This is a genomic window from Dactylosporangium sp. CA-052675, from assembly GCF_050947935.1.
Lineage (GTDB): Bacteria > Actinomycetota > Actinomycetes > Mycobacteriales > Micromonosporaceae > Dactylosporangium.
This window is the reverse complement of the sequence record NZ_CP192010.1, coordinates 8,962,842-8,987,260: the sequence shown is the minus strand read 5'-3', so window position 1 is coordinate 8,987,260 and position 24,419 is coordinate 8,962,842. Positions and strand designations below refer to the sequence as shown.

The window sequence follows — 24,419 nt, the reverse complement described above, 5'->3', positions numbered from 1 at the left end:
CCTCGGCGCCGGCCTCGTCCGGACTGTCGGCGGGGTGGGGGTCAGCCGGACTTGACGGCCGTGCGCTGCTGCGGGGTGCGCCGGGTGCGGTTTCGAGGCCCGGCGCGGCGGATCACGGAGACGATCGCGTCCGTCACGCAGTCCGGGCGCTCGATCGGCAGCATGTGCCCGGCCTCGTCGCAGACGCGCAGCTCGGCGTCGGGCAGCTCCCGGGTGATCGTCTCGGCGCACGCGAGCGGGGTGAGGCGGTCGGCCGAGCCGACCAGCACCGCGACCGGCAGCCCCCGCATCGCGGCCAGGGTGTCGACCCGGTGGTGCAGGTCGACGGAGGGCCGGAAGCCGCCGATGGCGCAGAGCGGGGCGTTGCCGACCATGGACGCGGTGAGCGCGACCCAGCTCGTGTCGACCCGGTGGCCGAAGACGAGCCAGCGCACGCCGGGCGCGAGCAGCGGCATCAGCCGCCGGTGCGGCCGCCAGGCGCCGGAGCGGGCGAGCAGCCCGGCCCCCTGCACCTCGAGCACCCGCATGACCCGGGCGAGCCGGGGGCTGAGCCCGTAGCTCGTGCGCGAGGACCCCTCGGCCGACGTGGACACGAGCACGACCCCGACCACGCGCCGCGCGAACGAGGCCGCGTGCCGGTGGGCGTACTCCATGATCGCCATCCCGCCGAGCGAGTGCCCGCAGAGCACGATCGGCCCGCGCGGGACGAGCCGCTGGATGACCTCGGCGAGATCGTCGCCGAGCTGTTCGAGGGTGGCGTCGGACCCCCGGGTGGCGTCGGAGCGCCCGTGCCCGCGCAGGTCGAACGCGAGGATCTGCACCGGCGCCCCGAGCCGCTCGGCCAGGTCGGCGATCTGCCGGCGCCACAGCCGGTTGTCGAGCGTCCAGCCGTGCAGGAGGACCACCGTGACCGGCCGCTGCCCGGGGATCCTGGACGCGGCGGGATGGAGCACGCCGTACAGCCGGGCGCCGTCTTGGACCTGTACGGTCGTGAACGCGACGGTACCCATGGGCAATTGTTACCCGGATGTTTCCAGGATTACCCCTCATCTCCCCATAACGCTTGGGTCTCGCAACGCTCCCCTCACCCTCGGGTCCCCCGAGCGCCGCGCCGCTCTCACCGGCGCCTCACCATCTCGGGTCGCCTGAGCGCCGCGCCGCTCTCACCGGCGCCTCACCATCTCGGGTCGCCTGAGCGCCGCGCCGCTCTCACCGGCGCCTCACCATCTCGGGTCGTCCGAGCGCCGCGCCGCTCTCACCGGCGCCTCACCATCTCGGGTCGCCTGAGCGCCGCGACGCCCGGACTGGCGCCTCACGATCGGGCTCCGGGCGCTGCTCGAAAAGTCGGGCGCTCCGCGCCGCGACTTTTCGGATTTTTCGCCCGACGGGGCATATGCGCCAATGGCCCGTTTCTGGACCAAGCGCCACCGTCTTCGAGCGGCCAGGCGCACCGCGGTCGTCGCCTTCGGCGGCCACGGCTTCGGGAATGACGAACGCCGCAGGTCGTGGGGCGGCCAGGCGTATCGCGGTGGTCGCCTTGGGTGGCCACGAACGCCGCCGGTCGTGGGCGGCCAGGCGTATCGCGGTCGTCGCCTTTGGCGGCCACGAACGCCGCGATCCTCAAAAGGCCGGGCGCATCGCCGTCCTAGCCTTCGGCGGCCACGGCTTCGGAAACGACGAACGCCGCCGGGCGGGTGCCCGGCGGCGTTCGCGATGACAGAGGACCGGCGCTCAGGCGGCCTCGAACACGCCCGCGTCGACGAGGCGCTGCTCGGTGGCGGCCCAGCCGTTGTCCGGCTCGGCCGCGTCGAGGGCCTGGATCTCGGCGCGGATCTTGGCGGCGTGGCCGGCCGCCGCGAGCACCCGGATCTCCTCGGCGAAGGCGTCGGAGGTGGTGCTGAGGTGCACGGTCTTGCCGTTGGTCAGGTTGCGCACGTACACGTGCTTGCCCTTGTTGAGCGGGATGAGGTACTTGAACTCACCCAGCACGCTGAGGGCGCCGGAAGCACCGGCCTGACCGGCGCGGACTGAGGCCCGCGCGGTCTTTGAGGTGTTGCTCGCCACGGCGGGAACTCCTTGTCGAGGCATGCGTATGGAAGACAAGAAAGTGTAACAGCCTGCGAGAGCCCTCAAAGAAGGTGCGTTACCTGATGGATGATGCGTCCGTTGGACATTTCGCAGCACCGGTGTGACCGATTCTCTGGCGCGCCGCGCACAACATCGTCATCATTGGTCCCAACAGTCACCGCCAAGCAGGCATGACCCGCGGAGCACGAGGTCGTAGGGGAAGACGCACCTCGGTCTCCAGGAGGTCTTACGTGCCCACGCGTGGCGTCATATACGTGCACTCGACACCGCTCGCCGTGTCCTCACACGTCGAGTGGGCGATCGCGCGCGTCCTCGGCGCGCCGGTCCGCCTCGAGTGGACGGTTCAGCCTGTCGAGCCCTCGGCCCGGCGGGCGCAGTGCTCGTGGACCGGCGCGACCGGCACGGGCGGCGAGCTCGCGGCCGCGCTCCGGCAGTGGCCGATGATCCGCTTCGAGGTCACCGAGGAGCCGAGCCCCGGCGTGGACGGGGAGCGGTTCATGCACGTGCCCGGACGCGGCCTGTTCCGCGGCTCGACCAGCGCCAACGGCGACATCGTGCTGTCCGAGGACCGGCTGCGCACGCTGGTGGCGAGCGCGCGCGGCTACGAGACCCTCGCGCACACGCTGGAGAAGGCCCTGGGCGCACCCTGGGACGTCGAGCTGGAGCCGTACCGCCACGCCGCCGACGGCGTCCCGATGACCCTCCTCACCCGGGTCGGGTGAGAGACCGGCGTTGCGCGGTCATGATTGAGTGGGGCGGTGCCGAGTCCCGAACGCCGCCTCCTGCTGTCCATGACGGCCCTCGCACTGCTCGCGAGCGGCTGCACCGACGAGGGGAAGCGGGGCGCCGACCCGGGCGCCAGCGGGCCGGTGTCCGCGCTGGTGGCGGGGGAGGACCCGGCCGCCCTGGCCGGACGGCTCTCCGACGAGGAACTCGTCGGCCAGGTGCTGATGCCGTACGCGTACGGCAACGCCGCCGACAAGGTCTCCTCGGGCTCGGCGGCGGCCAACCGCAACTACGCGGGGGCGTCCACGCCGGCCGAGATCGTCAAGAAGTACCACCTCGGCGGCATCATCCTCGTCTCCTCCAGCGCCGACGATCCCACCGCGGGCACCAACAAGACCACGAACGTCGAGTCGCCGGCCCAGGTGGCGAAGCTCACGACCGGCCTGCAGCAGGCGACCCTGAGCCTGCCCGCGCGGCTGCCGCTGCTCATCGGCACCGACCAGGAGTACGGCCAGGTCACCCGCATCCGCGACGGCATCGTGCAGCTGCCCGCGGCGCTCGCGTTCGGCGCGGCCGGGGACCCCGGGCTCACCGAGGCGGCCTGGAAGGCGGCCGGCACCGAGCTCGCCGCGATCGGCCTGAACGTCGACTTCGCCCCCGACGCCGACGTCCTCGGCACCCAGCCCGGCGGGGTGATCGGCTCCCGCTCGTTCGGCAGCGACCCGGCGAAGGTCGCGACGCAGGTCGCCGCGGCCGTGCGGGGGCTGCAGGCGGCCGGGGTCGCCGCGACCGTCAAGCACTTCCCGGGCCACGGGCACACCACGACCGACAGCCACAGCACCCTGCCGGTGCTCTCCCAGAACCTCACGGCGCTCGAGACCGCCGACCTGCCGCCGTTCACCGCCGCGCGCGACGCCGGCGTCGGGCTGGTCATGTCCGGGCACCTCGACGTGAAGGCGATCGACCCCGGCGTGCCGGCCTCGTTCTCCGGCAAGGTGCTGACCGACCTGCTGCGCGGCAAGCTCGGGTACGACGGCGTGGTCGTCACCGACGCCCTCAACATGGCCCCGGCCGAGCAGTGGGGCCCGGGCGAGGCGGCGGTGCGCGCGATCCTGGCCGGCAACGACGTCCTGCTCATGCCGCCGAGCCTCAGCGCGGCGTACAAGGGGCTCCTGGACGCGGTCAAGTCCGGCCGGCTGCCGAAGCAGCGGATGGTCGAGTCGGCGACGCGGATCCTGGCGCTCAAGCAGCGGCTGGGGGCGGTACCGAAGCAGGATCTCGGGATCGTCGACGGCCCGGACGGCAGGAACGCCGCGCGGACGGCCGCCGCGGCCGCGATCACCGTCCTGCGCGGCAAGTGCTCCGGCGCCCTGGTCACGGGCCCGGTGCGGGTCACCGCGGCGGGCGCGGACACGGCGAAGGGCTGGCTGGAGGAGGCCCTGCGCGGCGCGGGCGCCGAGGTGGTGACCCAGGGCGGCGCGGAGGTGCGCCTCGTCGGCTACGGCCGCGGCTCCGCGGACCTGTCCTCGACGGCAACCGCGACGGTGGCGCTGGACACGCCCTACGTGCTCGGCTCGGCGAAGGGCACCCTGCTGGCGACGTACTCGGGTTCCCGCGCCTCGATGTCCGCGCTGGCCGATGTGCTCCTGGGCAAGGCGAAGGCACCGGGCCGCACGCCGGTGCCCGTGCCGGGCCTCCCCGCGACGGCCTGCGGCTGACGGCGGCGCGCCGAACGGCAACCGGCTCCCCCGCCAGGCGGGGGAGCCGGCTGCCGGAGTGCTCAGACCCGCGCGAAGACCAGCGCCGCGTTGTGCCCGCCGAAGCCGAACGAGTTGTTCAGCGCCGCCGGGATCTCGATGTGCCGGGCCTTGTGCGCGGCCACGTCCAGGTCCAGCCCGTCGTCGGGGTCGTCGAGGTTGATGGTCGGCGGCACGACCCCGTGGTAGACGGCGAGGATCGTCGCGATCGACTCGACCGCCCCCGCCGCGCCCAGCAGGTGCCCCGTCATCGACTTGGTCGAGGTGAGCACCGGGTGGTCGCCCAGGGCCCGGTGCAGTGCCTTGATCTCGGCCAGGTCGCCGACCGGCGTCGAGGTGGCGTGCGCGTTGACGTGCACGATGTCGGACTTGGCGATGCCGGCGTCGCGGAGGGCGAACTCGATCGCCTTCACCGCGCCGTCGCCGTCGGGGTGGGGCTGCACGATGTCGTACCCGTCGGAGCTGATCCCCGCCCCGGCGAGCCGCGCGTAGATGCGGGCCCCGCGGGCGCGGGCGTGGTCGGCGCGCTCGAGGACGATCGCCCCCGCGCCCTCGCCGAGCACGAAGCCGTCGCGGCCCTTGTCCCACGGGCGGGACGCGGCCTCGGGGTCGTCGTTGCGCACCGACATGGCGCGCATCGCGGCGAACCCGGCGATCGGCAGCGGGTGGATCACGGCCTCGGTGCCGCCGGCGATGACGACGTCGGCGCGGCCGAGGCGGATGAGGTCGAGGGCGTGCGAGATCGCCTCGGCGCCGGTGGCGCAGGCGCTGGCCACGCAGTGCACGCCGGCGCGGGCGCCCCGCTCCAGGCCGATCCAGGCGGCGGGCCCGTTCGGCATGAGCATCGGCACGGTGTGCGGGGACACCTTGCGGGGGCCGCTGGCCTCCAGGATGTCGTCCTGGTTGAGCAGGGTCTGCGCGCCGCCGATGCCGCTGCCGACGCTCACGGCGAGCCGGTCCTTGTCCACGTCGGGCGAGCCGGCGTCGGCCCACGCCTCGCGGGCGGCGATGATGGCGGTCATCTCGCTGCGGTCCAGGCGGCGGGCCTGCACCCGGTCGATCTTCTCCGTCGGCTCGACCGCGAGTTGCGCGGCGATCCGGACGGTCAGCTGCGCGGCCCAGTCCTGGGTCAGCGGTACCACGCCCGACTTTCCGGCGAGCATGGCGTCCCAGGTGGACGGCACATCTCCACCGAGGGGAGTGGTGGCCCCCAGACCGGTGACGACGACCTCAACACTCACTGCTCAACAACTCCTCAACGGCACAACCTGGTGTGCCGGGGCCCCGGGCGGGACCCCGGCGGTGGCTCAGGCCTGCGACTTCTCGATGTACGAAACGGCGTCGCCGACGGTCTTGAGGTTCGGGACCTCGTCATCCGGGATCTTCACGCCGAACTTCTCCTCCGCGGCCACGACGACCTCGACCATGGACAGCGAGTCGACGTCGAGGTCATCGGTGAACGACTTCTCCTCGGCGACGTCGTCGGGGTTGACCCCGGCGACCTCCTCGAGGATCTCGGCGAGGCCTTCGGCGATCTCTTCACGGGTGGACATAGAGCTTTCCTTCCTAGGGTTGACGCGCTCGTCGATGAAAGATGAACAGACCGCTACGGGCAGCGGATCACTTGGCCCGCGTACGTCAGACCGCCGCCGAACCCGAAGAGCAGCACGGGGGCGCCGGAGGGGATCTCACGCCGCTCGATCGCCTTGGACAGCGCCAGCGGGATGCTCGCGGCCGACGTGTTGCCCGACTCGACGAGGTCCTTGAGGACGACGGCGTTGGGCAGGTCGAGGCGCTTGACGATCCCGTCGATGATTCGCGTGTTGGCCTGGTGGGCGACGAACGCGGCGATGTCCCTGCCCTGCACACCGGCCCGGTCGAGCGCGGCCTGGGCATAGGGGGCGATGGCGGTGGTGGCCCAGCGGAAGACGGCCTGGCCCTCCTGCTTGATGTACGGCCGCCACCCCTCGATCTTGAGCACGTCGCCCTTCTCGGGCGCCGAGCCCCAGACCACGGGTCCGATGCCGGGCTCCTCGCCCTCGGCGGCGGCGCTGACCACGGCCGCGCCCGCCCCGTCGCCGAAGAGCACGGCGGTGGTGCGGTCGGTCCAGTCGGTCACGTCGGAGAGCTTCTCGGCCCCGATGACCAGCGCGTTGCGGGCGGCACCGGCCCGGATCGCGTGGTCGGCGCTGGCCAGGCCGTAGCAGAAGCCGGAGCAGGCGGTGTTGAGGTCGTAGGCGGCCGGCGCGTTGATGCCGAGCTTGGCGGCCACCCGGGTCGCCACGTTCGGGCAGCGGTCGATCGAGCTGCAGGTGGCGACCACGACGGTGTCGATGTCGGCGGCGGTGAGCCCGGAGGCCGCGAGGGCCTTGCCGCCCGCGATGATCGCCATGTCGGCGACGGTCTCGGTGCCGGCCACGCGCCGCTGGGCGATGCCGACCCGGTCACGGATCCACTCGTCGTTGGTGTCGATCACCTTCGACAGGTCGTCGTTCGTGACCACCTGGGACGGCTGGTAGTGGCCGAACGCCAGGATCTTCGATCCGGCAGCCGGGGTCATAGTTGGCCTCCAATGCGGGCGAGCGGCCGGCCTGGGGCGACCGGGTCGTCGAGGCGCGCGAGCCACTCGGTGAGCACGCCGGCGCCGGGCGCGGCCACCTCGACCGGACCCTGCGCGGTCTGCACACTACCGATGACCTGCCCGGCCTCGACACGGTCGCCCTCGTCACACGCGGGGCGGAACGGGCCCGCGGCGGTGGCGACGGCGACGCTGTCCTGCGAAGGCACCGGCGAGGCGAGGACGCCCCCGTGCCGCGCGATCGCGGAGCGCGCCTTGGGAAGGTCGTCGGGGGTGTTCACGGTGACGATCTCGATGCCCTTGAGCGCCCGCTTGGCGAGCCCCGCCAGGGTGCCGGCCGGGGCCAGCTCGACGATCGCGGTGACGCCGAGGTCGGCCATGGTCTGCATGCACAGGTCCCAGCGCACCGGCGCGGTCACCTGGCGCACGAGGCGCAGCAGCATGGCCGGGCCGTGCCCGACGGGCGCGCCGTCGCGGTTGGAGAGCAGGACCCGGTTCGGGTCGCGGGGCGTGATGCCGGAGGCGACCGCGGCCAGGGCGGCCTCGGCCGGGGCCATGAAGGGCGTGTGGAACGCCCCGGCCACCTGCAGCTTGATCACCTTGGCCCGCGCCGGCGGCTCGGCGGCGAACTTCTCCAGCCCGGCGAGGGACCCGGCGGCCACGATCTGCCCGGCCCCGTTGCGGTTGGCCGCGTAGAGCCCGGCGGCGTCGATCGCGGCGACCACCTCGTCGGGCTCGCCGCCGAGCACGGCGCTCATCCCGGTCGGCTCGAGCGCGCAGGCGGCGGCCATCTCCCGGCCGCGCACCCCGGCGAGGGTGATGGCGGCCTCGGGGGTCAGCACGCCGGCGAGGGCCGAGGCGGCCAGCTCGCCGACGCTGTGCCCGGCGACGAGCGCGGCATCGTGCAGCGGGAGCTGCTCGGCGGTCAGCAGCGCGGCCGCGACGAGCAGGGGCTGCGTCTTGGCGGTGTCCTTGATCTCCTCGGCGTCGGCCTCGGTGCCCAGGTGGACGAGGTCCACCCCGGACAGCGCGGACCACCAGCGCAGACGGGCCTCGACGCCGGGCCGGGCGAGCCAGGGGGCCAGGAAGCCGGGCTTCTGGGAGCCTTGGCCTGGAGCGAGTACGGCAAGCACGTCTAAGACTGTTCCGGATTCCCTAGAGTCGCGCCGGTAGCGCGAGACACCAAAGTGGACGACCTCACTTGTAGGAACCATACAAAAGATCGCGTGGTGTTGTGCCAACAGATCCACGCCGTTACCCACTGCGGTCCGGTGTTCACGTCCCGGACAGGATAAACGGACAAATCACCCCGTTGCGGGCGGGCTCGCCGCGGCCGGGGCGAGCGGATCGAGCCGCCCGATCGTCAGCGCGATCCGCAGCGCGAAGGCGTCGCGGGGAACCAGGGGCGTGAATCCGGTCACTTCGCCGATGCGCCGCAGGCGGTACCGCACCGTGTTCGGATGCACGAAGAGCCCCCGGGCGGCGCTCTCGAGCACCCCGCCGCCGGCGAAGAACGCGTCCAGCGTCTCCAGCAGCTCCCCGCCGGCCCGCACGAGCGCGCCGTAGACCTCCTGCCGCAGGATCCGCCGCGCCTCGGCGTCGCCGGCCAGGGCGCGCTCGGGCAGCAGGTCGGAGGCGGCCACCGGCCGGGGCGCGGCGGGCCAGGCGGGCGCGGCGCGATAGCCGGCCAGGGCCGCGCGGGCGGACTCGGTCGCCTCGTCCAGCGACGGTACCGCCGGCCCCACCACGACCGGCCCGTCCCCGAACCCGACCAGCAGGCGCTCGGTCGCGGCCATCGGGTCCGCGGCCCCGCCGAGCACCACCACGAGCCGGTCGCCGTGCACGCCACCGAGGATCTCCACGCCGATGCGGCGGGCGGCGCGGTACACCGTGTGCAGCACCGCGGCCGCCTCCCCGCCCGGCGAGCGGCCCACCGCGACCGCCACCGGCGGCGCGTCGGCCCAGCCCAGCGCGGCCGCCCGGCTGGCCAGCACGTCGGAGGAGTCCCCGCGCAGCAGCGCGTCCACGAGCAGGGCCTGCAGCCGGGCGTCCCACGCGCCCCGGGTCTCCGCGGCCCGGGCGTAGACGCGCGCGGCGCCGAACGCGACCTCGCGGCTGTAGTACAGCACCGCCTCCCGCAGCGGCGTCTCCTGCCCGGGCGCGGCCAGGTGGGGCAGGTGCCGCTCGACGACCTCGATGGTGACCCGGATCAGCTGGACCGTCTGGCCCAGGTTGATCGAGCGGGCCAGCGCGCGCGGCGCGGCGTCGAAGAACTCCTCGGAGTTGTCCGGCGGCGCGGGCCCGTCCGAGCCGCGGTGGCGCAGCCACTCGACCAGGGAGCGCACGCCCGCCTGGGCGACCAGCATGACCCAGGCCCGCTGGTCGGCGGGCAGCTCCCGGAACCAGGGCAGCGTCTCGTCCATCCGCGCGACGCTCGCCGTGGCCAGCGAGCCGGCCGCCCGCTCGATCGAGCGGACGCTGTCCTCGAGCGAACCCGGCGCCGCGGGCGGATCCACACCGCCCAGCACCTCCGGCAGTTCCGGAAGGTCGCGTCCCAGGTCGTTCACCCGCACAGCTTCGCACGACGGGTATCACCGGGCCGCCGCCAGCCACAGCCGTCCGTACACGCTCGCGGGCCGGCCCGTCGCCCGCAGCCCGTCCGGCCCGTCGACGAGCCGGCGTCCCCAGGCGGTCAGCCGGCCCGGGCGGTAGGCGGTCACCACGTCGAGATAGTCGTACTGCGGGCTGTTGCCGCTCCACGACCAGCCCATGTACCCGAGCCCGAACTGCTCGCAGTACGCCATGATCGCGTCCTCGTCGGGATCGCCGTACTCGTGCAGCGACGAGAACTCCCCGACGACGATCGGCAGCCGCTGCCGCACGAAGTGCCCGAGGTAGCCCGACACCTTCTCCGCGGTGTCGAACGGCCCGTACATGTGCACGTCGAAGACCACGTTGCGGTGCGGGTCGCTGGCGAAGACCTCGGCGGCGTGGTCGTACATCACCCGGAACGCGTCGTTGCCCCAGTTCGGCGCGTCGACCATGAGCGCGTGCGGGAAGCCGGCCGCGCGCAGCCGGGCGATCGCGCGCTCGCTGTTGCCGAGCCAGTCCGCGTCCACCGCGTGGCCGGACGGCTCGTTGGCGATGTTCAGCACGACGTACGACTCCTGATGCCGCAGCACGTCGCGCAGGGTGAGCCAGTAGTCGACGGCCTCGGAGACGGTGGCCGCGCCGGGCTGGGTGCCGTAGCCCATCGTGTCGTGCGCGTCGAGCACGCAGATCAGCCGGGCCGCCTTGCACCGGGCCACGATCCCGGCGACCTCGGCCGGCCGGGTGGCGGGCCACTCGTGCCCGGTGCCGAGCGCCACCCGCACCGCGTTCGCGCCGGTGGCCCGGATGTCGTCGAAGACCGACGACGGACCGTGACCGAAGGCGTACCCGTGGTTGACGCCCCGCAGTACGAGCGGCTCACCCCCGGACTCGACCAGCCGGCCGTCGGCCACATGGATGCCCTCGGCCGCCCCCGCCCGGGCCGGAGTGACATATGCCGCACCCAGCAAGGCCATGAGCAGAGCGGGAAACGCCGAGCGGACCGCCAACCGTTTGACCACGGGTGAGGCGCTACCCGGGCCCCTGCCATTCACCCGTTGTCCGAGGGTGATTCGGCCGCGAGGGGATCGACCACCCTCCCTGGCGCAAGGTAGCGTGAGGCGCACGCAGGGTGTGGCAAAGGGAGTTCCGTGGAGTCCAAGGCAGCCGAGATCGCTGCTGAGCAGCAACACTTCGACCTCGCCCACAAGCACCGCGAACGCGCGCGCGCCGAGCTGGGGGAGACCCCGGACGCCGCCGCCAACGCCGGCGCGGGCCGCTGGCTGGCCGGCTTCCGCCGCGGCCGCCGCGACGCCCTCGCCGCGCCGGACCAGGAGGTCGCGTTCGGCCGGATCGACCAGGAAGACCGCGAGTACTTCTACATCGGCCGGGAGACCATCTTCGACGACCAGCGCCAGGTGCTCGTCGTCAACTGGAAGACCCCGATCGGGGAGCTGTACTACGAGGCCTCCCACGACGATCCGCGCGGCCTGGCCCGCAAGCGCACCTTCACCAGCGCGGACAACCGGGTCCTGGACTTCGAGGACCTCGTCTTCCAGCAACTGGCCGCCGCCGTCGAGGCCCTCGAAGGACCCGACGCGGCCCTGCTCGGCGAGCTCGACCGCGGGCGCACCGGCGAGATGCACGACATCGTCGCCACGATCCAGGCCGCGCAGTACCGCCTGATCCGCTTCCCGCTCGAGCACTGCCTCGTCATCGAGGGCGGGCCGGGCACCGGCAAGACCGCGGTGGCCCTGCACCGGGTCTCCTGGCTGCTGTACAACGAGCAGGACCGCCTCCGCCCGCGCGACGTGCTCGTGGTGGGCCCGCACCCGGCGTTCACCCGGTACATCCGCCGCGTCCTGCCCAGCCTCGGCGACGCCGACGTCGAGCAGATCGACATCGACCAGCTCGGCCCGCCCGTGCAGCGCGGCCGCCAGGAGGACGCCGCGACGCGCCGGCTCAAGGGCGAGGCCCGCATGGCCCGGCTCCTGGCCCGCGCGCTCGAGGCCCGCATCGGCGCCCCCGAGGCGGCCGAGCGGATGCTCTTCGACGGCCGCTACCTCACCCTGACCGGCGCCGAGGTCACCGAGGCGGTCACCGCGGCCCGCCACGCCGGCGGCCCCTACGCGGTGCGCCGCCAGCGGCTGCGGGCCCGCCTCGCCGAGCTCGTCCGCGACCGTGGCGGCCCGCTGGAGGCCGAGCGCCTGGCCCCGGTGGAGAACCTGCTGGAGCGGCTCTGGCCGCTGCAGAGCCCGGCCGCGTTCCTGCGCAACCTGTTCGGCTCCCGCCCGCGGCTGGCCGCGGCGGCCGGCGGGGAGTTCACGGACGAGGAGGTGACGCTGCTGTACCGCCGAGGCGCCGACCGCCTCTCCGCGCAGGTCTGGAGCGCCGCCGACATCCCGCTGCTCGACGAGGTCGACGAGCTGGTCAACGGCACGACCGGCCGCTACCGGCACATCGTCGTGGACGAGGCCCAGGACCTCTCCCCGATGCAGCTGCGCGCGATCGGCCGGCGCTCGGCCAACGGCTCCTTCACGCTCGCCGGCGACCTGGCCCAGTCCACCGGCGCGTGGGCCCGCGACTCCTGGGGCGAGATCACCGAGCACCTGCCGCCGCAGCAGCCGCGGGCCATCGTGCCCCTGCGCTACGGCTATCGCGTGCCCCGGCAGGTGTACGAGCTGGCGGCGATGCTGCTGCCGATCGCCGCGCCCGGCACCGAGCCGACGCACGTGGTCCGCGAGGGCCCGCAGCCCCCGGGCACGCACGTCGTCGAGCCGGTCGAGCGCGCCGGCCGGGTGGCCCAGATCGCCCGCGAGCACCTGGACGCGAACCGGTTCGTGGGCATCGTCTGCCCCGCGGTCCTGCGCGCCGAGCTCGAGTTCGCCCTGCACGCCAACGACCTGCCGTGGGGCCGCGCCGACCAGGGCGAGGTCGACCGCGCCCTGAACCTGGTCTCCCCGCAGGAGGCCAAGGGCCTGGAGTTCGACGCGGTGATCGTCGTCGAGCCCGAGGAGATCGTCGCCGAGGACCCCCGCGGCCACCGCCTGCTCTTCGTCGCCCTGACCCGCACGATCCGCTACCTGGACATCGTGGCCAGCGGCGACATCCTGCCGCTGGAGCCGGCCGGCGACGTCACCGGCCGCATCCCGCGCCAGCGCCGGGTCGTCATCGAGCCCGACCCCGACCCGACGGTGGAGCTCTCGCTGCTCGACCGCCTCGCCGAGGACCTGGCCGCGATGGTCGCCGGGGGCTCGCCCCAGCCCCTGTGGGACGAGGTGCTGCAGCGCACCGCGGCCCTGCTCGACCAGCGCGCCGGCCGCGACCGACCGAAGGGCCGCCACAGCAGATGAGCGTCGTGTCCGTCATCAACTACAAGGGCGGCGTCGGCAAGACCACGGTGACCGCCAACATCGGCGCCGAGCTGGCCGCCCGCGGCCGCAAGGTGCTGCTGATCGACCTGGACCCGCAGGCGAGCCTGACGTACTCCTTCTACCGCCCGTCGGACTTCGACGAGCAGCCCACGATCCGGGCCTGGTTCGAGGCCTTCGTGGCGACGCGGGCGCCGGAGCCGCTGTTCAAGTACGTGCTGGCCCCGCACGCGGTCAACGCCCTGGTCCAGCCGCTGGGCGGCAACCTGCACCTGATCGCCTCGCAGCTCGGCCTCGTCGACGCCGACCTGGACCTGGCCGCCGGGCTGGGCGGTTCGCGATTCCAGAAGAGCAGCCCACGGTACCTGCAGGTCTACCGCCTGCTCGCGGACGCGCTCATGGACCCGTCGTTCAACAAGTACGACACGGTCCTGATCGACTGCCCGCCGAACTTCAACCTCGTGACCCGCACCGCCCTGGTGGCCAGCGACCACGTGATCGTCCCGGCCCGCCCCGACTACCTGTCGACCCTCGGCATCGACCTGCTGCGCACCCGCCTGTCGGCCCTGGTCGAGGAGTACAACTCGGTCGCGGCGACCCCGATCAACCCCGAGATCATCGGGGTGGTCTACACGATGGTGCAGTACACCGCGAACGGCCCCCTGAACACGCAGCAGGACTCGGTGAAGGCGACGACCCAGATCGAGATGCCGGTCTTCCGCCAGACGGTCCGCGACAACAAGTCCGCGGTGACGGAGGCCGGCCTGCGCGCGGTCCCGGCCGTCCTGGCACCGCCGGGCACGCCCGCGGTGGAGAACCTACGATACGAGCTGCAACAGCTGACGAGCGAGTTCCTGGCGCGCACGAGACCCTGAGCGGAGCCTTGCGATGACCGACCCGGCCGACCTTGCCCACGAGGTGCTCCTGCGGGTGGCCGCCTTCGTGAAGACCCTGCCGGCCGACCAGCTGGCGGACCTGGCCTCGGGCGCGGCGAAGCTGGAGCTGGTCCCGAAGGGCGGCCGCCCGGCGCGCACCCCCCGCCCCGCGACCACGGCCGCGGCCCTGTCCCGCCCGGTGAGCGAGATCGAGTCGATGCTGCGCGAGCTGGAGACCCGCCAGGCCGCCGTCCAGTACCTCAACGACCTGAAGCTGACGGTCCCGCAGATCAAGGAACTGGCCAAGGTCCTGGGCGTGGCGGCCCCCGCCAAGTCCACGAAGCCGACCCTGATCACGGCCATCGTCGACGCGACGGTGGGCCGCCGCCTGGACAGCCTGGCCCTCAGCACCCGCTAGGCAGCATCCCGAGGAACGCCGCCGGGTGCACGACGGGAATCCCGTACTCGGCGGCCTTCTTCCCCTTGCCCGACATGGTGTCGGGGTCGGCCGCGACGAGCAGCCGCGTCTTGCGCGTGACCCCGGCGCCGACCCGCAACCCGGCCGCGCCGGCCCGGGCCGCCCACACCTCGCGCGGCTCGCCCATGTCCCCGGTGAAGACCACGAGATCGCCGGCTTCGAGCCGGAACCGCTGCCGGGCCCCGTCGCCGCGTTGCCGCGGCACCGGCGGCGGCCCCGCGCCGAGCAGGCTGGCCGCGTGCCGGGCCATGCGCACCATCTGCGCGGCCTGCCCGCCACCGAGCCCGAGCAGCCGCGCGACCGTCTCCAGGTCGTCCTGCTCTTCGGCCGTGACGATCCCGTCGGCGGCGGCGAACGCGGCGAGCGCCTGCAGGTACTGCCGATGCAGCTCGACCACGTCGGCCCGCCCGAGCCCGAGCCGCTGGGCGACCGCGACGAGGGCGTCGGCCTCCGCCGCGGACACGTGCCGGTCGAGCAGCGCCCGATCGAGCACCTCGAGGTAGGCGTCCGCGTCGGGCCGGTGCGAGCGCGGCATCCGGTCGACGAGCCGCCCCAGGAAGTGCTCCTCCACCTGCCCCTCGGTCCGTCGCCCGACGACCGCGACGCCGCTGTCGGCCAGTGCCGGCCACGCGTCCGGGATGCCCGCGAACCGGTGCGCCCACGGAGGCGGCTGCCCGGTCACGCGCAGGAAGTGCGCGAGCAGCCGGGCGGCGGCCCGGGCGTCGTGCAGCGCCGAGTGCGCCCGTGTGAGCTCGATCCCGGCCGCCGCGCAGCAGTCCGCCAGCCCGCGTGACGAGCCCGGGAAGAACTGCCCGGCCAGCCGCATGGTGCACAGCCCCGCCTCATACCGCACCGGCGCCACGATCCCCATCCGCGCGAACTCGGCCGCGAGGAACTCCCCGTCGAACGCCCAGTTGTGCGCGACGGGCACCCGCCCCCGCAGCCGCCCGGCCACCGCCCCGGCCAGCTGCGAACCGCGGCGCGACACGCGCCTCGGCGGCGGTGATCCCGTGAATGTGCTGCGGCCCGAGATCCCGCTCGGGATTGACGAGCGTGCACCACTCGCTCTCGACGTCCCCGCGCGAGTCGACGTGCACGATCGCGATCTCGACCACCCGGTCGTGCCGGCTCGTGCGCAGCCCGGTGGTCTCGAGATCGATGACGGCGTACATCCTCGGGACGGTAATGACGCCCGCCGCGTCCGCGGAACGCCCGAACGTCCGCATCCCCGGACCGGTCCGCACGACCCGTTCCGGGACCGGCCCTCAGGGCATTTGATCCGCACTGGGCCGGCGGCGGCCGGTGGCGGCGCGGTCCCCGACTCCGGGCACGGGGTCGCGGCCGTCCTCGCCGCGGCGGCCGAGCGCTTCTAGTCCTCCGACGGGCGCAGCGGCAGCAGCGTGCGGCTACGCCCGGGGCGCGGGTAGGCCTCCGCGGCGGCCGCGAGCCGTGTGGCGTGCTCGCGCTGGCGCTGCCAGTGGCCGTACAGCGCGCCCTGCTGCGACAGCCGGTCGACCGCCTTGATGGTCTCGGGGTCGACGTCGCCCGGGGCCGCGTCCCGCCACGGGGTGCCGGGCAGCGGCATGAAGGTGTGCGCGTGGATGCGCGCCCCGAGCGCGGCCAGCTCGCGGGCCAGGGAGAGCGAGGCGTCCACGTCGGCCTGGTCCTCGCCGGGCATGCCGAAGATCATGTCGACGTTGATGCGGAAGCCCTCCTCGATGCCGAGCCGGGCCGCGCGCATGACCTCCTCGACGCCGTGCCCCCGCTTCGCCGCGTCGAGCACGCGGTCGGACCCGGACTGTGCGCCGACGATGATGTTGTTGTTCGCGCAGTACCGCTTCACCAGCCGCAGCGCCTCACGGCTGACGTGCTCGGGCCGGATCTCACTCGGGAACGAGCCGAAGAAGACCCGCCCGTCCGGCCCGATGCCCTCCTTGCACGAGGCCAGCAGCTCCTCCACCGCGTCGAGGTTCGGCGACTCGTCCTGGCTGCCGTACGACAGCGCCGTCGGTGTGATGAAGCGGACGTCACGCAGCCCGCGCTCGCGCATCCGGTCCACGTGCCAGCGCACGTTCTGCACGCTGCGGTGCCGGAACCGCGCCGAGAACATGAACGGCGTCTGGCAGAAGCGGCACCGGTTCTGTGTCAGACTACCCACCGTGGTGACCGCCATCTATCTCCGCATCTCGGAAGACCGCCTGGGCGAGGCCTGGGCGTGGAACGCCAACGCGAAGACGCCTGCGCGCTTGCCGAGCGTCGAGGCTGGGCCGTGCGGGAGTTCGTCGACAACGACATCTCCGCAACGTCCGGAAGGCTGCGACCTGGGTACGCCGCCCTCATGGCCGCCGTGCGAGCCGGTGAGGTCGAACGAATCGTCGTGTTCCACACATCCCGCCTGTGGCGCAACCGCCGCGAGCGCGCGGACGGCATCGAACTGCTCCGGCAGGCGTGCGTGAGCGTCGTGCCGGTCAAGGGTCCCGAGCTGGACATGACGACGGCATACGGGCGCGGCATGGCCGGCATGATCGGCGAGTTCGACACGATGGAAGTCGAGATCAAGTCAGAGCGGCAGCGCCGCGAGGCCCGGCAGCGAGCCGAACGCGGCAAACCCGCGAGCGGTCGCCGATCCTTCGGCTACACCGCCGACGGCATGGCTCTGGTGGAGGACGAGGCGGAGGCGCTCCGCGGCGCGTATCAGCGGCTGCTGGCGGGACGAACGCTCACGGGGATCGCCCACGACCTCGGCGGCGCCGGGTTTACGACAACCATGGGCGGCCCGTGGCGGCATAACGCCGTCCGTCTCATGATGGGCAACCTCCGCAATGCCGGGGTCCGGACCCATCGCGGCAAGGAGGTCGGCAAGGGAGTGTGGCCCGCGATCGTGCCCGAGGAGACCGTCCGGGCGGCGATCGCGTTGCTCTCCGAGCCGAAGCGCCGGACCAACCACGTCGGCAGCGCACGGCGATGGCTCGGCACGAGGCTGTACCGCTGCGGCCGCACCGATTGCGACGGACTGATGGTCTCGACATACCGCGAGAAGTACGCGGACGGCCGCGTTCGTCGGGTTTACCGTTGCCCGTCGTGCGGGCTGTCGCGTCTTGCTGAGCCGATCGACGCGTGGGTGCGGCGACTCGTCGCCGAGCGGCTCGGCCGACCCGAGGCGGTGGATCTGCTCAAGGAAGGCGACGATCGCATGGATGTCGAGGATCTGCGCTCGACCGCAATGACGCTGCGGCACCGGCGCGAGTCTGCGGTGAAGATGTGGGCGCGCGGCGTCCTCGACGATCAGGAGCTGGAGACGGCCAAGCGGGAAATCGCGGCCGAGCTGGCCGAGGCCGAGACCAAGCTGGCCGAGGCCGGCCGCGAGAACGCACTGGTGCCGTTGCTCGCGGCCGACGATCCGGTCGGCGAATGGCGTGCGATGGAGGGTCAGGTGGACCGGGAGCAGGCGGTGATCCGGGCGCTGACCACGGTCAGGCTGCTTCCTCCTCATCCTGGGCGACGGAAGTTCGATCCGGACACTGTGGACGTCGACTGGAACCCGGCATCCGCCTGAGCAGGGCGGCCAGTCGAGCGCGCTGTTCCTGGGTCAGCGGCGGCGCGCGGTCGACGACCTGCCGCGCCTTCTCGGCGAGGTACTCCTCGTCCTCGTCAGTGGCCATGCTCCTCCGCGAGACGGCGGTCGGCTGGGGTCACGTCGTCTGGTCATGGCGCTCCCTTCTGCAGTCCTCAGATCTCGATGAGTCGGACGAGTGGGCCTTCTCGCCGGTGCCGCCACCACACGGCTCCCGCCGGGTTCTCGTGGGCGGACGTGGCCACCGGATAGCGGATGTCCGCTGTTGTCAGTCGCTCGTGCAGGTGCTGCTCCCGCCGTGGTGAGTGCAGCGCGAAGAGGACGGGCCAGCGTCGACCGGTGACCCGAGCCAGGTCTTCGTACCCGGCGAGCTTGCCGACGAGCGTAGGCAGCGGCTCGGTGCCGGTGTCGTACTCCAGGAAGAACGGTTGGGTCCGGCCGCCCTCGGACCAGATGCCGTGGCTGTCCGGACGGATGCGCGGGATGTAGGCGAGCTGTTGGACGTCCGCCGTGTTGGGTTCCAGCAACGCTCCCCGCTGTTGGCAACGAGCGGCCGACCACCAGCGGTCGAGCGTGGCGTTGGGGTGGTTCGCGCGTGGCCGGCGAGTTGGGTGAAGAAGCTGTTGATGCCCAACAGGTGCGGCAGGTTGGTTCTGTTGGTGAGGTACCAGCGCCGCTTTCGGGCCTGGTCTCGGCGGGGCGGGTCGTCGCCCCGTTGTGCGCTGACGACGTCGGCGCCGAGTTGACCCAACACGTAGTGGTAGGGGTAGGAGCCGCCGTCCTGACGCTGCGGCCGGAATCGGTCGACGAGGTCGTCCGCCATGAGCAAGCGAAGGCGGCGTTGGGCGAAGTTGATGGACGGGAACAGCGCCTCGGCGATCTGGAAGCTGGTCAGCACGCCGTGGTCGGCGAGCCAGCCGAGCAAGGTCAGATCCCGGGCGGTGAGCTTGGCTTGGACGCGCAGGATGTTCTCCATTGGGAGACCCCCGTTCCAACGGTCTGTCGTGACGCGCTGCTTTGCGCGAGAAGGGCATGCGAGCTGCCGTGTTGGGCAGCGATGGGTGTCCTGCTGGGGGTCCGGCTCAAGCGGGACACCCGAACGACCGGCCGGACGGCGTCCCAGCGGGACGCCCAACGGCCGGTCAGTACGAGCGATGGAGTTGCCAAGCATCGAGCCGGAATACCGGGCAGTGAGGAGCAGGCACCAGCACACGCGTGTACGCGTGCCGGGCACGGGGCTCAACTCACCGGCGTGGGTACCCGACTGAGGGTCCGCCCGATCACCGGAGCCGCCCGATGCCAACCGGTCGCTGTTGTCCTCAGACCCGTGAACCGGCTTGCTCACTTAAGGCTGCGTAGGCACGGGCCCCTGCGGACGACGACCAGTCGCACAAGGATCTGTAGAGAATATCGAAGAAAGTCGCTGAAGGGAATCTTTAGACGAGTTCGGCCATCGCTCGCCAAGCCCCTTCGGCCGACGACCGCGCCATGATGAGCGCCCGGACCGGCTCCCGTAGGTGCCAAGCCGGCGAGGCGTGCCGTTCGAGCTTCGCAATCTTGATGTACTCGTCGAGCCCGTCGCGATCCGCCACCTTGGAGATGAACAGGTCAACGCGCGGGTCCTCGGTCGGCACCACAATCGGCTCGGACCGGTGGTACTGATCGGCATCCGACCCATAAGCCGTGCACGCCACTCGTGAGCACCAGTCTGGATGCAGCTCTTCGCTCATGATCGCTCCTCGCCAGCCGATACGGACGTTGCCAACCTACATCACATAGTGATGTAGGCGGTACCTCGTGATGTAGGTTCTATCGACGACAGGCAGTGTGCGGTTGTGCCTCTGAAGAACGACGGGACGCCGTACTACCGCCAGGTGGCGGCGGACCTGCGCGCCCAGATCGAGCGGGGCACCCTCAAGCCGGGCGACAAGCTGCCGAGCACCCAACAGCTCCGCGACATCTACGGCGTCAGCGGGACGGTCATTCAGTTCGCCATGGTCGAACTGAAGGCCCAGGGTCTCGTCGTCGGCCAACCCGGACGCGGTGTCTACGTCACCGATCGGTCCTCCTGATCCGCTCAGGGTCCTGGCAGGATGTGGCTGTGAGCTCCCTCGACCTGCTTCTGGTGCTGCGCTACCGCAAGGCTGTGACGTACGGCTTCCACGTCCTGCTGGGCGCTTTGGAGGAGCACGAGACGGCGACGTCGTACGAGGTGGTCTTTGGCGACACCCCGGAGTCGACCGCCGCCGCGATCACGTCGGGCCTTTCGCGGGCGAAGCGGGTCGTGGTGCTGTGGTCGTTCTACTCCCCCGACGCCGAGGCGCTCGCTGCCGAGCTGGCGACCATCAAGGAGACGGCTCCTGGCGCTCTGCACATCGCCGGCGGGGTGCACGCCACCGCCGAGCCGGTGCAGACCCTCGACGCCGGCTGGGATGTCGCCGCGATCGGCGAAGGCGAGACGACGCTGCTGAAGCTGGTCGACGCGGGCGGCGATCCGACTGGCGTGACCGGCCTGGCGTACCGCGACGACACCGGCAAGGTGGTGAAGACCGGCCGGCCGGAGCGGCTGCCGCTGGACACCTTCCGCGGCTTCTCGCTGCGCTGGCACCGCTTCAACGCCCTCGAGATCACTCGGGGATGCGCGTTTTCCTGCAGGTTTTGCCAAACGCCGTTCATGTTCTCGGCCCGCTTCCGGCACCGCTCGGTCGACAACGTCCGCTGGCACGTTGAGCAGATGCGCGAGCGCGGTCTGCGGGACGTCCGCTTCATCACGCCGACGGCCCTGTCCTACGGCAGCCAAGACGAGTCGCCCAACTTGGACGCCGTCGAGGAGCTGCTCGCCACCTGCAAGGAGGCCATCGGCCCGAACGGCCGCGTCTTCTTTGGCTCGTTCCCAAGCGAGATCCGTCCCGAACACGTCACCCGCGAGGCCCTGCGCGTCGTCAAGAAGTACTGCTCGAACAACAACATCATCGTTGGCGCCCAGTCCGGCTCCGACCGCGTCCTCGACGCCGCCAAGCGCGGCCACGGCGTCGAGGAGGTCATTCACGCTGCCCGCCTGGGTGTCGAGGAGGGCTTTCGCATCAATGTCGACATGATCTTCGGCATGCCGGGCGAGGACCCCGCCGACGTGGAGGCCTCGCTCAAACTCGTGACTGACCTCGCGGCACTGGGCGCCCGCATTCACGCCCACACCTTCATGCCGCTGCCCGGCACCCCGTGGCGCGATGCCGCTCCCGGCGACGTCGACCCGGAGACCATCCGGGCGGTCGACCGGCTCTCCCAGCAGGGCGCCCTCTACGGCCATTGGCAGAAACAGCGGGAACACGCCCAGCGCCTCGCGGCGGCGGCGGAGGCTTACCCTCGACCGGGACGTAGCCGATCCCTGCTACCCATCCGGCCAACTACTTATTGATCTTGCTCTGACGATAGTAGCGTCGCCGAGAATCGAGTACCAAGACTCCCAGCGCCAGCGCTGGGAGTCTTGTGAGGCGATGTGCCGCCAAGATAACCCTAGTGAGCGCGAACTCGGTCTAGCCGAGCTACTTCGATGCCCGTATGCTCGGTTAGGCGTTGCTGTCGATGGCCCATCTCGAAGTGGTGGTGCGCATGCACATCCCGCCAAGAACCGTTTGCCCAGACAATCGTAAAAGCGCGATCTTTAGATGAGCCGCTTCCAGCAGGCCGATCTGCAGCGCTTCGAACAAGCGATTCAAACATTGCGCCTGTATCGCAAGGCAACGCTCGAAAGCGATGAAGGCGACCCGCTCATTGAGCAACTGTACGTTGATCCGCTTCCGGCTAATCATGTGCTCAGCGTTGCTACTCAGCCACGAACGGCATTTATCATCGGACGCCGCGGAACCGGAAAATCCACCATCTTCCAGCGAGCGCAATATGCGTTGCGGAAGGAGAAGCGTTTCCTTTCGACTTACATAGACATAAAGACTGTCTATGAATCAGCTCAGGTTGACCCGGAGTTAATGAACCGACTACCAGAAGCGGATGCATTGCCACCGGCAGAGCTACGCAGACTTCTATTAGCGCTCTCATTCGTAAAAGCAGTCGTCGCTGGAATAAAGGACGACATTCAGACACAGATACGTCTCACCTGGCAGCGACGCATAAGGGAGGTAATTACGCGCCGAATTACCGGGCTTCTAGCAGACTTGGATCATTTCGTCGACGATCTGGATGCCGGAGACTTTGTAAACGTGCAAGGCATTCGGACGGCAAAGGTCTCCAACTCTTCGTCGCAAGAACTAAAATCGGAGGAGAAGCTTTCTGCGGGTATATCGGGACCAACCCCCAAGATCGATCTGTCCGCCAACAGTGGCGGTTCCAGTTCGGTGACAGCGAAAGCATCGGTAGACTTTTCGGAGCTCCTGATCCGAGTCACCGATATCCGAGGGTTGGTCGACCGACTGAAGGCGATCCTTGAGCCCCTGGAAATCAAGCACCTTATAGTGTTTCTCGACGACTTTTCCGAACTTCCTCATGACGCGATGCAGATTGTAGTAGATGTACTGCTGGCGCCGTTGAACAATTGGTCCGACGAGTTAGTGAAGTTTAAGATCGCCGCCTATCCGGGCAGAATCTACTACGGAGACATTGACAAAACAAAGATAGACGAAGTAAGCCTCGATACTCACAGTTTGTATGGTCAAGCGAACCTTACAGCCATGGAAGGTAAGGCGATCGATTTTACCAGGCGACTCGTCGAGCAACGGTTTAGCCACTTTAACGTGACATTCTCGTCCTTCATCGAAGGTAAACCGGATAACAACTTCTGGGAACTCCTCTTCTACGCCTCAATGGGTAATCCTCGAACGCTAGGGTACATTCTGTACTTCGTATACGAGGACAGGCTGCTCTACGATCGACCCATAACGGTCACCTCGATACGAGATGCGTCTAAGCGCTGGTATGAGGAAAAGGTCGAGCACTATTTTCAAATTGGGCAGTTCCTGCAGGTGGCGTTCGAAGAACGGTCGGCGATATTTAGCCTGAGCGATCTGCTCGAAAAGATTGTAGGAAAAGCCCGGCAGCTACGTACTTATGACGGTTCGAACCTCGCGCGAAGCTTGGATGGTAAGGTCCCAACAAGCCATTTCCATGTTACGCAAAACTACGACTCTCTGCTCAGCACACTGGAACTCAACTTTTTCCTCACGAAGTATTACGTGATGGTCAATCGCAATGGCAAGCGAGTATCCATCTATGCACTCAACTATGGCTTGTGCGAAAAGAACTCCATCAGCTTCGGAAGGCCCCGGGAATCGCGCGAAAGCCGCGTATGGTTCATTGAGCGAATTTTCGACTATGGCTCGATCATTGATGAGTGGACCGCATCAAGCGAGGAGATTCACTGCAATACATGTGGGGAACGGTTTGAGCACAGCCAACTCGCCGCTCTAGAGCTATTCAAAATGCGGTGTCCGCGCTGCGAAATCGGTACCTGCTCCGTGATCCGAGCTTCGCAAAGTCATGCCGAGACCCTTGCAGCCGTGGCTGACGAGGACCTACTCCCGAAGACCGAATTGGAAATTCTTCATGTTCTGCGGAACGCCAAGCGGCCAATGTTTGCCGGCGACATCGCGGGTGAACTCGATGTGACCCCACAACTCGTCGGGCGCCGGGGTAAAAAGCTTTCCGACCGGTCCCTGGTCATTCGAACCACGGTTCGCGGACGATCTCAGCTTGAGATCACCGATCTGGCGCTTGCGACCTACTTCGCCCGATAACTTGTACGACGCATAAGTGGACCTTTATGCAACCAGGTAGTTGGGGCTAGTACGCGCACGCCTTCACGCAGCCGCGGTGATCTCAATCGGGATCATGCGCTTTTACGGTGGCGCGCTCGCTCACGGAGAAGACGACCTCGTAGGCGATGGTGGTCTCGTGCCCCTCCAGCGCCGCCAGGAGCACGTGATGGCCGTACGTCACCGCCTGGCGGTACCGCGGGATCAACGTAAGTCGCAGCCGCTCACCCCCGGCATCCTGCCAGGGCTCGCCGGGCGACAAGGAATTGACCCGCGCCGGACGCGCGAAGGTCGGCGATCCGTTGCCGCGCCGACCTTCGCGATGCGGTGATTGCCTAGTGCGGGGCCACCACGACGATCGTGGACATATAAGGCCGAACTCGTGCGCACCAAAAGCCCCTGGCGCAGCCTGGACGACCTGGAGATGGCCACCGTCGAGTACATCGACTGGTACAACAACCGGCGCCTACACGGCGAACTCCGCCACATCCCACCGGCCGAGCAGGAGGCACTACACGCGATGACCCGCCCGATCACCGCAATACTGGAAACCGGATAACCCCGTCTCCATCAAACCCCGGGCTCGACACCACCGCTGTAGACCAGCCGATCGCCACAGTC

Annotated in this window: 23 protein-coding genes and 1 pseudogene; 11 read left to right on the top strand and 13 right to left on the bottom strand. The window is 70.3% G+C overall.

The genetic code is table 11. The features are described 5' to 3' along the window. Positions 1-41: 41 nt before the first annotated feature. A complete protein-coding gene (locus ACQP1P_RS40255) occupies positions 42-1,010 on the bottom strand; it encodes an alpha/beta fold hydrolase (protein WP_433079464.1) in 969 nt (322 codons plus the stop codon). Between the two features lie 721 nt (positions 1,011-1,731). Next, entirely contained in the window at positions 1,732-2,064 is a 333-nt protein-coding gene (locus tag ACQP1P_RS40250) for a hypothetical protein (RefSeq protein ID WP_433079462.1), read from the bottom strand. A gap of 254 nt (positions 2,065-2,318) precedes the next feature. Here ACQP1P_RS40250 and ACQP1P_RS40245 point away from each other — a divergent pair, with 254 nt between their 5' ends. Together ACQP1P_RS40245 and ACQP1P_RS40240 are read left to right on the top strand one after the other, a co-directional pair. Then, complete coding sequence (locus ACQP1P_RS40245; RefSeq protein ID WP_433079460.1) at positions 2,319-2,810, top strand: DUF3145 domain-containing protein; 492 nt, start codon at positions 2,319-2,321, stop codon at positions 2,808-2,810. Positions 2,811-2,879: 69 nt separating this feature from the next. Then, positions 2,880-4,532, top strand: coding sequence for a glycoside hydrolase family 3 protein (locus tag ACQP1P_RS40240; RefSeq protein ID WP_433090314.1), 1,653 nt, complete (start codon positions 2,880-2,882; stop codon positions 4,530-4,532). A gap of 62 nt (positions 4,533-4,594) precedes the next feature. Here the strand turns inward: ACQP1P_RS40240 and fabF are convergent, their stop codons facing one another. The 6 genes from fabF to ACQP1P_RS40210 form a co-directional block, all read right to left on the bottom strand. After that, on the bottom strand, positions 4,595-5,812 hold the full coding sequence (fabF, locus tag ACQP1P_RS40235; protein ID WP_433079458.1) for a beta-ketoacyl-ACP synthase II: 1,218 nt from the start codon (positions 5,810-5,812) through the stop codon (positions 4,595-4,597). Positions 5,813-5,878: 66 nt separating this feature from the next. Next, a complete protein-coding gene (locus tag ACQP1P_RS40230; protein ID WP_223097536.1) occupies positions 5,879-6,124 on the bottom strand; it encodes an acyl carrier protein in 246 nt (81 codons plus the stop codon). Between the two features lie 53 nt (positions 6,125-6,177). Then, complete coding sequence (locus tag ACQP1P_RS40225; protein WP_433079456.1) at positions 6,178-7,131, bottom strand: beta-ketoacyl-ACP synthase III; 954 nt, start codon at positions 7,129-7,131, stop codon at positions 6,178-6,180. Continuing rightward, positions 7,128-8,282 (bottom strand): acyltransferase domain-containing protein, encoded by a 1,155-nt coding sequence (locus ACQP1P_RS40220; RefSeq protein WP_433079454.1) that lies wholly within the window; start codon positions 8,280-8,282, stop codon positions 7,128-7,130. The genes ACQP1P_RS40225 and ACQP1P_RS40220 overlap by 4 nt, the downstream gene beginning before the upstream one ends. Positions 8,283-8,453: 171 nt before the next feature. Beyond that, entirely contained in the window at positions 8,454-9,677 is a 1,224-nt protein-coding gene (locus ACQP1P_RS40215; protein ID WP_433090312.1) for a PucR family transcriptional regulator, read from the bottom strand. Between the two features lie 63 nt (positions 9,678-9,740). Beyond that, on the bottom strand, positions 9,741-10,715 hold the full coding sequence (locus tag ACQP1P_RS40210) for a glycoside hydrolase family 5 protein (RefSeq protein ID WP_433079452.1): 975 nt from the start codon (positions 10,713-10,715) through the stop codon (positions 9,741-9,743). Between the two features lie 174 nt (positions 10,716-10,889). Here ACQP1P_RS40210 and ACQP1P_RS40205 point away from each other — a divergent pair, with 174 nt between their 5' ends. Genes ACQP1P_RS40205 through ACQP1P_RS40195 form a run of 3 tightly spaced genes read left to right on the top strand, consistent with a single transcriptional unit; the run spans position 10,890 to position 14,402 of the window. Continuing rightward, the gene (locus ACQP1P_RS40205; RefSeq protein WP_433079450.1) at positions 10,890-13,091 is read left to right on the top strand and encodes a HelD family protein; all 2,202 of its coding nucleotides are present in this window, start codon (positions 10,890-10,892) and stop codon (positions 13,089-13,091) included. Next, positions 13,088-13,984 carry a ParA family protein gene (locus tag ACQP1P_RS40200; protein ID WP_433079448.1) on the top strand — a complete coding sequence of 299 codons (897 nt, stop codon included), beginning with the start codon at positions 13,088-13,090 and terminating at the stop codon, positions 13,982-13,984. Before ACQP1P_RS40205 ends, ACQP1P_RS40200 begins: the two co-directional genes overlap by 4 nt. 13 nt (positions 13,985-13,997) lie before the next feature. Then, entirely contained in the window at positions 13,998-14,402 is a 405-nt protein-coding gene (locus ACQP1P_RS40195) for a hypothetical protein (RefSeq protein ID WP_433079446.1), read from the top strand. Here ACQP1P_RS40195 and ACQP1P_RS40190 read toward each other — a convergent pair. Both ACQP1P_RS40190 and ACQP1P_RS40185 read right to left on the bottom strand, forming a co-directional pair. Next, complete coding sequence (locus tag ACQP1P_RS40190) at positions 14,389-15,393, bottom strand: exonuclease domain-containing protein (protein WP_433079444.1); 1,005 nt, start codon at positions 15,391-15,393, stop codon at positions 14,389-14,391. The genes ACQP1P_RS40195 and ACQP1P_RS40190 overlap by 14 nt on opposite strands. Next, a complete protein-coding gene (locus ACQP1P_RS40185) occupies positions 15,305-15,577 on the bottom strand; it encodes a hypothetical protein (RefSeq protein ID WP_433090310.1) in 273 nt (90 codons plus the stop codon). Before ACQP1P_RS40185 ends, ACQP1P_RS40190 begins: the two co-directional genes overlap by 89 nt. On the opposite strand from ACQP1P_RS40185, the gene ACQP1P_RS40180 reads away from it, so the two are divergent. Next, entirely contained in the window at positions 15,473-15,835 is a 363-nt protein-coding gene (locus ACQP1P_RS40180; RefSeq protein WP_433090476.1) for a hypothetical protein, read from the top strand. The genes ACQP1P_RS40185 and ACQP1P_RS40180 overlap by 105 nt on opposite strands. Here ACQP1P_RS40180 and ACQP1P_RS40175 read toward each other — a convergent pair. Then, positions 15,832-16,620 (bottom strand): TIGR04013 family B12-binding domain/radical SAM domain-containing protein, encoded by a 789-nt coding sequence (locus ACQP1P_RS40175; RefSeq protein ID WP_433079442.1) that lies wholly within the window; start codon positions 16,618-16,620, stop codon positions 15,832-15,834. The two genes, ACQP1P_RS40180 and ACQP1P_RS40175, sit on opposite strands and share 4 nt — an antisense overlap. Positions 16,621-16,677: 57 nt before the next feature. Here ACQP1P_RS40175 and ACQP1P_RS40170 point away from each other — a divergent pair, with 57 nt between their 5' ends. Further along, positions 16,678-18,018, top strand: coding sequence for a recombinase family protein (locus ACQP1P_RS40170; RefSeq protein ID WP_433079440.1), 1,341 nt, complete (start codon positions 16,678-16,680; stop codon positions 18,016-18,018). 173 nt (positions 18,019-18,191) lie between these two features. Here ACQP1P_RS40170 and ACQP1P_RS40165 read toward each other — a convergent pair. After that, positions 18,192-19,012: pseudogene (locus ACQP1P_RS40165) on the bottom strand (replication-relaxation family protein). A 460-nt stretch (positions 19,013-19,472) separates the two neighbouring features. Further along, positions 19,473-19,766, bottom strand: coding sequence for a hypothetical protein (locus ACQP1P_RS40160; protein WP_433079438.1), 294 nt, complete (start codon positions 19,764-19,766; stop codon positions 19,473-19,475). Between the two features lie 105 nt (positions 19,767-19,871). Here ACQP1P_RS40160 and ACQP1P_RS40155 point away from each other — a divergent pair, with 105 nt between their 5' ends. From ACQP1P_RS40155 to ACQP1P_RS40140, 4 genes are all read left to right on the top strand, one after another. Next, a complete protein-coding gene (locus ACQP1P_RS40155) occupies positions 19,872-20,108 on the top strand; it encodes a GntR family transcriptional regulator (protein ID WP_433079436.1) in 237 nt (78 codons plus the stop codon). Between the two features lie 29 nt (positions 20,109-20,137). Then, a complete protein-coding gene (locus ACQP1P_RS40150) occupies positions 20,138-21,451 on the top strand; it encodes a TIGR04013 family B12-binding domain/radical SAM domain-containing protein (RefSeq protein WP_433079434.1) in 1,314 nt (437 codons plus the stop codon). Positions 21,452-21,701: 250 nt separating this feature from the next. Further along, positions 21,702-23,780, top strand: a complete 2,079-nt coding sequence (locus ACQP1P_RS40145) for a hypothetical protein (RefSeq protein ID WP_433079432.1) — start codon at positions 21,702-21,704, stop codon at positions 23,778-23,780. Between the two features lie 400 nt (positions 23,781-24,180). Then, positions 24,181-24,357, top strand: a complete 177-nt coding sequence (locus ACQP1P_RS40140; protein WP_433079430.1) for an IS3 family transposase — start codon at positions 24,181-24,183, stop codon at positions 24,355-24,357. Positions 24,358-24,419: the final 62 nt, after the last annotated feature.

What these genes read in the sequence shown, in the direction of transcription:
- ACQP1P_RS40230 (WP_223097536.1), bottom strand. Translation starts at nt 6,124, where the DNA reads ATGTCCACCCGTGAAGAGATCGCCGAAGGCCTCGCCGAGATCCTCGAG.
- ACQP1P_RS40240 (WP_433090314.1), top strand. Translation starts at nt 2,880, where the DNA reads ATGACGGCCCTCGCACTGCTCGCGAGCGGCTGCACCGACGAGGGGAAG.
- ACQP1P_RS40255 (WP_433079464.1), bottom strand. Translation starts at nt 1,010, where the DNA reads ATGGGTACCGTCGCGTTCACGACCGTACAGGTCCAAGACGGCGCCCGG.
- ACQP1P_RS40145 (WP_433079432.1), top strand. Translation starts at nt 21,702, where the DNA reads ATGAGCCGCTTCCAGCAGGCCGATCTGCAGCGCTTCGAACAAGCGATT.
- ACQP1P_RS40195 (WP_433079446.1), top strand. Translation starts at nt 13,998, where the DNA reads ATGACCGACCCGGCCGACCTTGCCCACGAGGTGCTCCTGCGGGTGGCC.
- ACQP1P_RS40210 (WP_433079452.1), bottom strand. Translation starts at nt 10,715, where the DNA reads ATGGCCTTGCTGGGTGCGGCATATGTCACTCCGGCCCGGGCGGGGGCG.
- ACQP1P_RS40200 (WP_433079448.1), top strand. Translation starts at nt 13,088, where the DNA reads ATGAGCGTCGTGTCCGTCATCAACTACAAGGGCGGCGTCGGCAAGACC.
- ACQP1P_RS40225 (WP_433079456.1), bottom strand. Translation starts at nt 7,131, where the DNA reads ATGACCCCGGCTGCCGGATCGAAGATCCTGGCGTTCGGCCACTACCAG.
- ACQP1P_RS40160 (WP_433079438.1), bottom strand. Translation starts at nt 19,766, where the DNA reads ATGAGCGAAGAGCTGCATCCAGACTGGTGCTCACGAGTGGCGTGCACG.